Here is an 8,322-nt window from a genome sequence, read left to right as displayed (position 1 = left end):
TGAAAACTCCACTGAAAATAAATTTTTCTTTATAAAAGATTAATAGAAAAAGCCAAGGATTTTTTCCTTGGCCTTTTTAATTTTATAAGCTATCTACAAAAGCTAAGAATTTTGCTTTTGTATCTGCAAGTTTTGCATCAGCTTTTTCTTTAGTAGTATCTTTTACATACATATAATATTTAATTTTTGGTTCTGTTCCTGATGGTCTTACTGTTATCATAGTTCCATCTTCTAAGATAAATTGTAACACATCTGATTTAGGAAGTTCTATTGTTTTTCTTAAAGATTTTTCAAAATCCATCTCAACTTGTTTTTGGAAATCTTTTAAAGTAAGAACTTTTTTACCAAACATCTCTTTTATCTCTTTCTCTCTTAAGTTTGCCATTATTTGAGCAATCTCTTTTGCTCCGTCCATACCTTTTTTAGTTACTGGTATAGTTTCTTCTCCGTACCAACCATAAGTATCATAGATTTTATCCAATTCTTTAGCTATTGAACTTCCTTGACTTTCATAGTAAGCACCTATTTCAGCAAGTAAAAGAGAGGCTACAACAGCATCTTTATCTCTTACATGAGTTCCTTTTAAATATCCTATTGACTCTTCAAATCCAAATAGATAAGTTCCATCTAAAACTTTATTTTTAAACTCTTCTATTTTTTCTCCGATATATTTAAATCCTGTTAAAGTTCTATAAACTTTTACTCCATAAGCTTTTCCTATTTCATCAAGGATAGGAGTAGAAACAATTGTTGATACAACTGCACCATTTGTAGGAAGTGGTTTTGTCATTTTTAGGATATAATCCATAAATATCATTCCTATTTGGTTTCCATTTGGATATATCCATTGTCCGTCTTCTTTTTTAACAGCTATTCCTGTTCTATCTCCATCAGGGTCATTAGCTATACAAAGGTTTGCTCCAACTTCATCAGCAAGTTTTGTTGATAAAGCAAATACAGAAGTATCTTCTGGGTTAGCATATGAACAAGTTGGGAACATTCCATCTGGTTGCTCTTGCTCTTTAACTACATATACACTTTCAAATCCCATCTCTTTTAATATTCTTTTTACAGGTCTTCCAGCTGTACCGTGTAATGGAGAGTAAACTATTTTAAAATCTTTTTTACCAGGAATATCTGTGTGGATAGCCTCTTTCTTAACCTCTTCTATAAATCTATCATCTAATTTTTGTCCAACGATTTCTAAAAGTCCTAAGTTTTTAGCTTCCTCTTCACTTACCATTTTTATTTCTGCAAAATCTTCTATCTCATTTACAGAGTTGATTATTCCAGATGCTTCTGGCTCAACTATTTGTCCCCCTATATCCCAATAAACTTTATATCCATTATATTCTTGTGGGTTGTGAGATGCTGTAACCATTATTCCAGCTTGAGTTTTTAACTCTCTTACTGCAAATGAAAGTTCTGGTGTTGTTCTTAGAGATTCAAATAGATAAGATTTTATTCCATTTCCAGCAAGTACAAGAGCTGAGTTTATAGCATATTCATAAGAACCTATTCTACAATCATAAGCTATTGCAACTCCTTTTTTTGCTCCCTCTTCTCCAGTTGTTTTTAATATATAGTTTGCTAAACCTTGAGTAGCTTTTCTTACCATATATTTATTTATTCTATTAGTTCCTACCCCTCTGATACCTCTCATTCCAGCTGTACCAAAACTAATATTTGTGTAGAATCTTTCTTGTATCTCTTTTTCGTTTCCTTCCAAGTCTTTTAACTCTTTTCTGTCAGCCTCATCTATATAAGGTGAATTTAACCAAAGGTTGTAAGTTGCTAAAGTTTTTTCATCCATAATGTTTCTCCTCTCTTATTCATTTGCTAATTTATTTTATGTATAAATATTATATTTTTAATTTTAACAATATCAGAGATTATTATATTTTTAATTCTTCTTTTAAATATTTAATAAGATCATCTTTAGTTTCTTCATTTCTTAAACCAAATTCTATATTGGCCTTTAAAAGTCCTATCTTATTTCCAATATCATATCTTTTTCCTTCAAAGTTATGAGCCACAACCTTATTACCATCTTTTAACATTTTTAAAATGGCATCTGTTAGTTGTATCTCTCCACCTTTTCCAGCCTTTGTTTCTTCTAAATATTTGAATATTTTCCCGTCTAGTAAATATCTACCAAGACAAGCCATAGTAGATGGAGCTTCTTCCATACTTGGTTTTTCTACGAAATCCTCCACTTCCACTGTTTTGCTATCTAAAACTTCACTTGGTTTTACTATTCCATATTTTGAAACATCCTCTTTTGCTACCTCTTGAACTCCAAGTACACTAGCTCCATATTTATCATATGTTTCTATTAGTTGTGTTGTAGCAGTTTTTTCATTATATACTATGTCGTCTCCCAAAGCTATAACAAAAGGATCATCACCTATAAATGGTTTTGCTTTAAGTATTGCATGTCCCAATCCTAGTGGGTGATTTTGTCTTACATAGAATATATTTGCTAAATCTGAAATATGTCTAACCTTTTCTAAAAGTTCCTCTTTTTCCTTATCTTTTAAAGTTTCCTCTAACTCAAAAGAATAGTCAAAGTGATCTTCTATTGAGTTTTTATTTCTTCCTGTAATTATTACTATATCCTCTATTCCTGATTCAACTAACTCTTCAACAATATATTGAAGAGAGGGTTTATCAACAATTACTAGCATCTCTTTTGGTTGAGCCTTTGTAGCTGGAAGAACTCTAGTTCCTAATCCTGCTGCTGGAATTACAGCTTTAGTTACTTTTTGCATTACACTCCCCCCTTAATATTTCTTATTTTATTTTTGAACCTGTTTTTACTATTGAGTCAACTTCTACTAATTTAACTCTTTTCTTTTCTTCAGTAGTTAATAACATTCCCTGAGATAACTCTCCTTTTAAAACTACTGGCTCTAAGTTTACAACTCCTAGAACTTTTTTTCCAACAAGCTCTTGATACTCTGGATAATATTTAGCTATTCCAGAAACTATCTGTCTTATATTTTTTCCGTCATTTACTTTAAATTTTAAAAGTCTATCAGAATCAGCTACCTTATCAGCCTCTAATATCTCTACAACTTTTATTTCAACTTTTGAAAAATCATCTATTGTTATAGGATTTTCTATTTTTAAATCTTTATTTATAGGATTTTTTTCTTTTACTTCTTTTTCAACTTCTATTCTTGGGAATATTGGTGTTGGATTTCCTAATTTATGTCCTGGTTCTAATAAATCCCAACCTTCAACATCTGATAAAAGTGCTTTCTCTATATCTTTTTCAATTCCTAATTGATTCCATATCTTTTGAGCAGACTCTGGCATATATGGAGCTACTAAAACTGCTATTTTTTCTAATGAATAAACTAACATATTCATTATTGTAGCAAGTCTTTCCTTTTTAGTTTCATCCTTTGCAAGTAACCAAGGTCCTGTCTCATCAATATATTTATTCATTCTTGATATAAATTTCCAAATGTATTCTAAAGCTCTTGAAAACTCAAGTCTTGACATTGTATCATCAACTGAATTTAAAGTTTCATCATATAATTTTTGAGCATCTAAATCTATCTCTTCAAATTGTCCGTTTGCTACAATCTCTTCACCAAAATATTTTTTATACATTCCTAAAGTTCTATTTAAAAGGTTTCCTAAATCGTTAGCAAGATCTGAGTTTATTCTGTTTATAATTCCTTTTGTTGAATAATCTCCGTCATTTCCAAAAGTAACCTCTCTTAATAGATAATATCTAAATGGATCTACACCATATTTTTTTACCTCATCTAGTGGAGCGATAACATTTCCTTTAGATTTTGACATTTTTTCACCTTCTGAAGTCCACCAGCCGTGAGCCACTACTTTATCAGGTAATTTTTCTCCAGCAGAAAGTAACATACAAGGCCAAATTATTGCGTGGAATCTTACTATATCTTTTCCTAAAAGGTGTACAACCTCTCCATTTGTCCATCTTCTTTCAAACTCTTCTGGGTTGCTTTCATATCCAACAGCTGTTAGATAGTTTGTTAAAGCATCAAACCAAACATAAGTTATATGTCCTGGAGCAAACTCAATAGGGATTCCCCATTCAAATGTATTTCTTGATATTGATAAATCTTGTAATCCTTGTTTTATAAATGAAATTACTTCATTTCTTCTTGAACGAGGTAGAATAAAGTCTGGGTGCTCATCTATATGTTTTAAAAGAGCATCTTGGTATTTTGACATTCTAAAGAAATATGATTCCTCTTTTACCATTCTTAACTCTTTTCCACAGTCAGGGCAACAGTTCTCTCCAACTATCTGATTTTCAGGAACGAATGTTTCACAAGAAACACAATATTTTCCCTCATATTCTCCCTTATATATATCCCCTTTTTCATAAACTGTTTTTAAGATTTTTTTAACAGCTTTTTTATGTCTTTCTTGAGTAGTTCTTATAAAGTCATCATTTTTAACATTTAATGCTTTCCACATCTCCATAAATCTAGGAGCCATTAAATCTGTCCACTCTTGAGGAGTCATTCCTTTCATTTTTGCAGTTTCTTCTACTTTTTGTCCGTGCTCATCTGTTCCTGTTAGGAAATAAACATCATATCCTCTTGTTTTTTTGTATCTTGCCATTACATCAGCAGCTACTGTTGTGTAAGCACTTCCTACGTGTGGATCTCCATTTACATAATAAATCGGTGTTGTTATATAAAAACTTTTATTATCCATCATCTCTCCTTATATTTTTTTAATTAAATTTTCAGCTTCTTCATTTATTTCATTTAATTTTTTTTCTACTATCTCTTTATATTCCTCTACTGGAACATCTTTTGAAATTGCCATAGGCTCACTTATAACGCATATGACTTTGGAAAAAGGTTTAGGTATTTGACATTTATCCCAAGTTTTTGATAAAATCCATTTTTTACTATAAGCAGCTCCCATAAAAACCATTGGCTTTCCTGATTTTTGAGCCACATAGATCATACCTTGTTTAGCCTCAAAAGCTGGCCCTTTTGGTCCGTCAAGTGGTGTTCCTATTGTATATCCCTCTTTCACTGCTTTTATAAGTTGAACCAATCCTTTTACAGAATCTCTTCCAGAAGAACCTCTTATCATTTTATAACCTAATTTTTCAAGGGGAACAGAGATAAGTTCTCCATCAGCAGAGGGACTAGCAAGTCCTGCTCTCTTTTTTATAAATCCCAAAGCTAATATAGTTGCCACTACTTTATTATGCCAAAGAGCTAGAACATAAGGTTCATCCTCTTTCATATTCTCTTTTCCAATTATTTCTACTTTCAAAGTTAATTTTATTAGCATAATAATATAATACACTAATAATCCATATAATCTATACATTTTATCTCCTGACAATTATTTTACTTTAGTTTGATTATACCACTCACAGCTATATTTTTCAAGTAACTTGATTTTTATATTGAGATTTTAAAAAAAAGCTACTATCTTTCTTTATCTTAAGATAATAGCTTTCGAGTATTTATTTAACTACACGAACTAGAATAGTCCTGGTATGTTCATTCCTCCAGTTACTCTAGACATTTCTTTTTCAGATAATTCTTCTGCTTGTCTCATAGCTTCTTTCACTGCTGATAAAACTAATGATTCTAACATTTCTTTATCTTCAGCTGCATCTTTTATAGCTTCTTCAGATATTGTTATGCTTGTAACTTCCTTTTGTCCGTTAGCTTTAACAACTACTGCTCCTCCACCAACAGATGCTTCTACTTCTTTACCTTTTAACTCCTCTTGTATTTTTAACATCTCTTGTTGCATAGCCTGAGCTTGTTTAATTATATCCATTTGACTTGCACCACTTTTAGCTGTTTTTAATTTTCTTACCACTTTAACTCCTCCTAGTACATTTATAATATAACCTATTATACATAATTTTAAAAATTATTTCAATAGAAATCTTTCTAAATTAGGTGCATAAACAATAGGTTTGTTATATAATTCATCATCTAAGTTCTTATCTATTACTAATTTTTTTAATTCACTTTGAATTTCTAGACTAGAAAAAATGTATCTTGGTAAGAATTTTTTGAAAATCTCTTCTAATTTTCTACTTTCAAGACTTTCAATTATATCATACTCTTCAAGTTCTAAATCCTTTGCTAAATCTGAAATTGTTTTTTCTATACCACCAATTTCATCAACAAGCCCTATCTCTTTAGCCTCTTCTCCAAGCCAAACTCTTCCACCAGCTATCTTTTCAACCTCTTCTTCACTCATCTTTCTACCAGTGGCAACTTTTCTTATAAACTCTCTATATCCATTCAAACTAGATTTATAAATTTTTTCTCTTTCCTCTTCTGATAAAGGTTTTGTTATATCATAGATACTTGCATATTTTCCATTGGTAATCTCTTCAAAATTAACACCTATTTTATCAGCTAGTTTTGAAACATCTGGTATGATACTTACAACACCTATTGATCCTGTTAAAGTTGAGTTATCACTATAAATTTTATCTCCTGCTGAAGCTATATAATATCCACCAGAGGCTGCTACACCTCCCATAGAAACATAGACTGGTTTTTTTACATTTTTTACTGCCTCATAAATAATATCTGATGCCAAAGCGGAACCACCAGGAGAATTTATTCTAAGAACTACCCCTTTAACATTTGGAAGTTTATCAGCTTTTTCTAATTTTTCTTTTATCTCTTTTGGTATAACTTGATTTTCAACCTTTGATCCACTTTCAGAAACAATAGTTCCCTCTGCATAGATAATAGCAATTTTATTATTTTTTTCAAGTTTATATTCTATTTCCTCTGCCACTCTTTCAAAATACTCATCTATTGTTATTTTTTCCTCTATTTTATTTTTTGATAAAAATTCCTCATAATACAATGTTTCATCTATAATATTATTTTCTTTTAAATCTCTAGGAGAAGCCATAACAAAGTCACCATTTAAAATCTTTTTATTTAAAAGTAACTTAGGTATATTTCTTTTTTCAGATACCTCATCTACAAAATCATTGTATCTTCTGTCTAAAATTCTTTTGGTATTATTTTTAAAATCTTCACTCATATTACTTCTTACATAATTTTCACCCATTGATTTATAATCACCAATATGGATTACATTAGCACCTATAAAAAGTTTATCTCCAAGCTCTTTATAGTAAGGGTATCTAACAGAATAACCACTTATATCTGAGTTAGCCCAACTATTGTCTGGCATAACTATTGAATCCCCCTCCAAAGCTAATCTATAATTTCTATTATCCAAGTTTTCTGTATAGATATAGATTTTTTTACCATTCTCTTTAAGTTCTCCAATTTTTGTTTTAAGCTCTTCTATTTGAGCATTATTTAATGGTAGATAACCAACTTTAAAAATTAATCCTTCAACTCTTTTATCTTTATTTATCTGATTTAAATTTTTTAAAAATCCATAAAAATTCAATTTATTATCTATATCAAAAGGATTTTTTATTCTATTTTCATTTACCTTATCATTTAGAGCAACCTCTAAATAAACTTTTTCTGGTACCGATGGTTTTCTATTATCAATTTTTATTAATTTTCCAATTATAAAAATAGCTAATCCTAAAATTATAACTCTGAATATAGATTTAAAAAGTTCTATAAATAAAAACTTCATAGCCCTTTTAAAATTTTTAAAAAATCTTCTTCTTTTTTTCTGTGGATGATTTTTCTTCACTTCTTCCTGTATCTCTTTTATCTCGTTCTCTTTGTTTTCCAATGTTTTCTCCTTAATTTTTTATAATTTTTTAATAGTTATAGAAGATACTTCCTCCAATAAATTCTTTTAAAATCGAATCTGTTGGTACTAGACTTGTCTCTATATCAACAAAACAACTTAAAAGCTCTATCAATTTTTTAGACTCTTCATATTGAGGAGATTCTATATCTATTTTTATAAGCTCTCTTATAGCATATGGCTTTAATACTCCTAGCTCATAACATAAACTTGAGTTAAATATTGCATCTGCCTCCTCTTGATATGGGAATATCCATTTTTCTTCCCCTTTTCTTACAGAGTTCCACATCTTTAATGTGTCCTCTCCAGATGTATCTCTTGAAAGACTATCTCTTACTATTCTTCTTATTTTTCTAACATCTGTTGTGTGAACTCTATTATGTCTATCCATATTAGTCTGAGTTAAACAGCTAATATATATTTTATACTTATTTTCTCTTGGTATATACTCGGTTAACTTATTATTTAATCCGTGTATTCCCTCTATAATAATTATTCCATTCTCTTCTAATTTTTCTCTATGTCCCTCTTTTTCTCTCTCTCCTGTAAAGAAATTATAATAAGGTAGTTCAACCTCTT

The 8,322-nt window shown here is 30.0% G+C and carries 7 protein-coding genes; all 7 read right to left on the bottom strand.

All coding sequences use genetic code 11. From position 1 onward, the window contains the following. Positions 1-82 precede the first annotated feature (82 nt). Positions 83-1,813, bottom strand: coding sequence for a phospho-sugar mutase (locus Q1J48_RS05390; protein WP_300361766.1), 1,731 nt, complete (start codon positions 1,811-1,813; stop codon positions 83-85). Positions 1,814-1,895: 82 nt separating this feature from the next. Further along, the gene (galU, locus tag Q1J48_RS05385; RefSeq protein ID WP_300330899.1) at positions 1,896-2,771 is read right to left on the bottom strand and encodes a UTP--glucose-1-phosphate uridylyltransferase GalU; all 876 of its coding nucleotides are present in this window, start codon (positions 2,769-2,771) and stop codon (positions 1,896-1,898) included. Positions 2,772-2,793: 22 nt separating this feature from the next. Next, the gene (metG, locus tag Q1J48_RS05380; RefSeq protein WP_300361764.1) at positions 2,794-4,713 is read right to left on the bottom strand and encodes a methionine--tRNA ligase; all 1,920 of its coding nucleotides are present in this window, start codon (positions 4,711-4,713) and stop codon (positions 2,794-2,796) included. A 9-nt stretch (positions 4,714-4,722) separates the two neighbouring features. Beyond that, positions 4,723-5,346, bottom strand: a complete 624-nt coding sequence (locus Q1J48_RS05375; protein WP_300330904.1) for a lysophospholipid acyltransferase family protein — start codon at positions 5,344-5,346, stop codon at positions 4,723-4,725. 156 nt (positions 5,347-5,502) lie between these two features. Then, positions 5,503-5,850 carry a YbaB/EbfC family nucleoid-associated protein gene (locus Q1J48_RS05370; protein ID WP_300361762.1) on the bottom strand — a complete coding sequence of 116 codons (348 nt, stop codon included), beginning with the start codon at positions 5,848-5,850 and terminating at the stop codon, positions 5,503-5,505. A 54-nt stretch (positions 5,851-5,904) separates the two neighbouring features. Continuing rightward, a complete protein-coding gene (gene sppA / locus Q1J48_RS05365) occupies positions 5,905-7,725 on the bottom strand; it encodes a signal peptide peptidase SppA (protein ID WP_300361759.1) in 1,821 nt (606 codons plus the stop codon). Between the two features lie 28 nt (positions 7,726-7,753). Then, positions 7,754-8,322: nucleoside/nucleotide kinase family protein (locus tag Q1J48_RS05360; protein ID WP_498040968.1), on the bottom strand; the 569-nt coding region annotated here is incomplete at its 5' end.

It is taken from the genome of Fusobacterium sp. (assembly GCF_029258315.1).
In the GTDB taxonomy this organism is placed as follows: domain Bacteria; phylum Fusobacteriota; class Fusobacteriia; order Fusobacteriales; family Fusobacteriaceae; genus Fusobacterium_B.
The sequence above is the reverse complement of the archived record's forward strand: the minus strand, read 5'-3'. Positions and strand labels throughout refer to the sequence as shown.

Excerpts from the sequence above, each read along its gene's own strand:
- metG (WP_300361764.1), bottom strand. The coding sequence starts at position 4,713 with ATGGATAATAAAAGTTTTTATATAACAACACCGATTTATTATGTAAAT.
- galU (WP_300330899.1), bottom strand. The coding sequence starts at position 2,771 with ATGCAAAAAGTAACTAAAGCTGTAATTCCAGCAGCAGGATTAGGAACT.
- Q1J48_RS05390 (WP_300361766.1), bottom strand. The coding sequence starts at position 1,813 with ATGGATGAAAAAACTTTAGCAACTTACAACCTTTGGTTAAATTCACCT.
- Q1J48_RS05375 (WP_300330904.1), bottom strand. The coding sequence starts at position 5,346 with ATGTATAGATTATATGGATTATTAGTGTATTATATTATTATGCTAATA.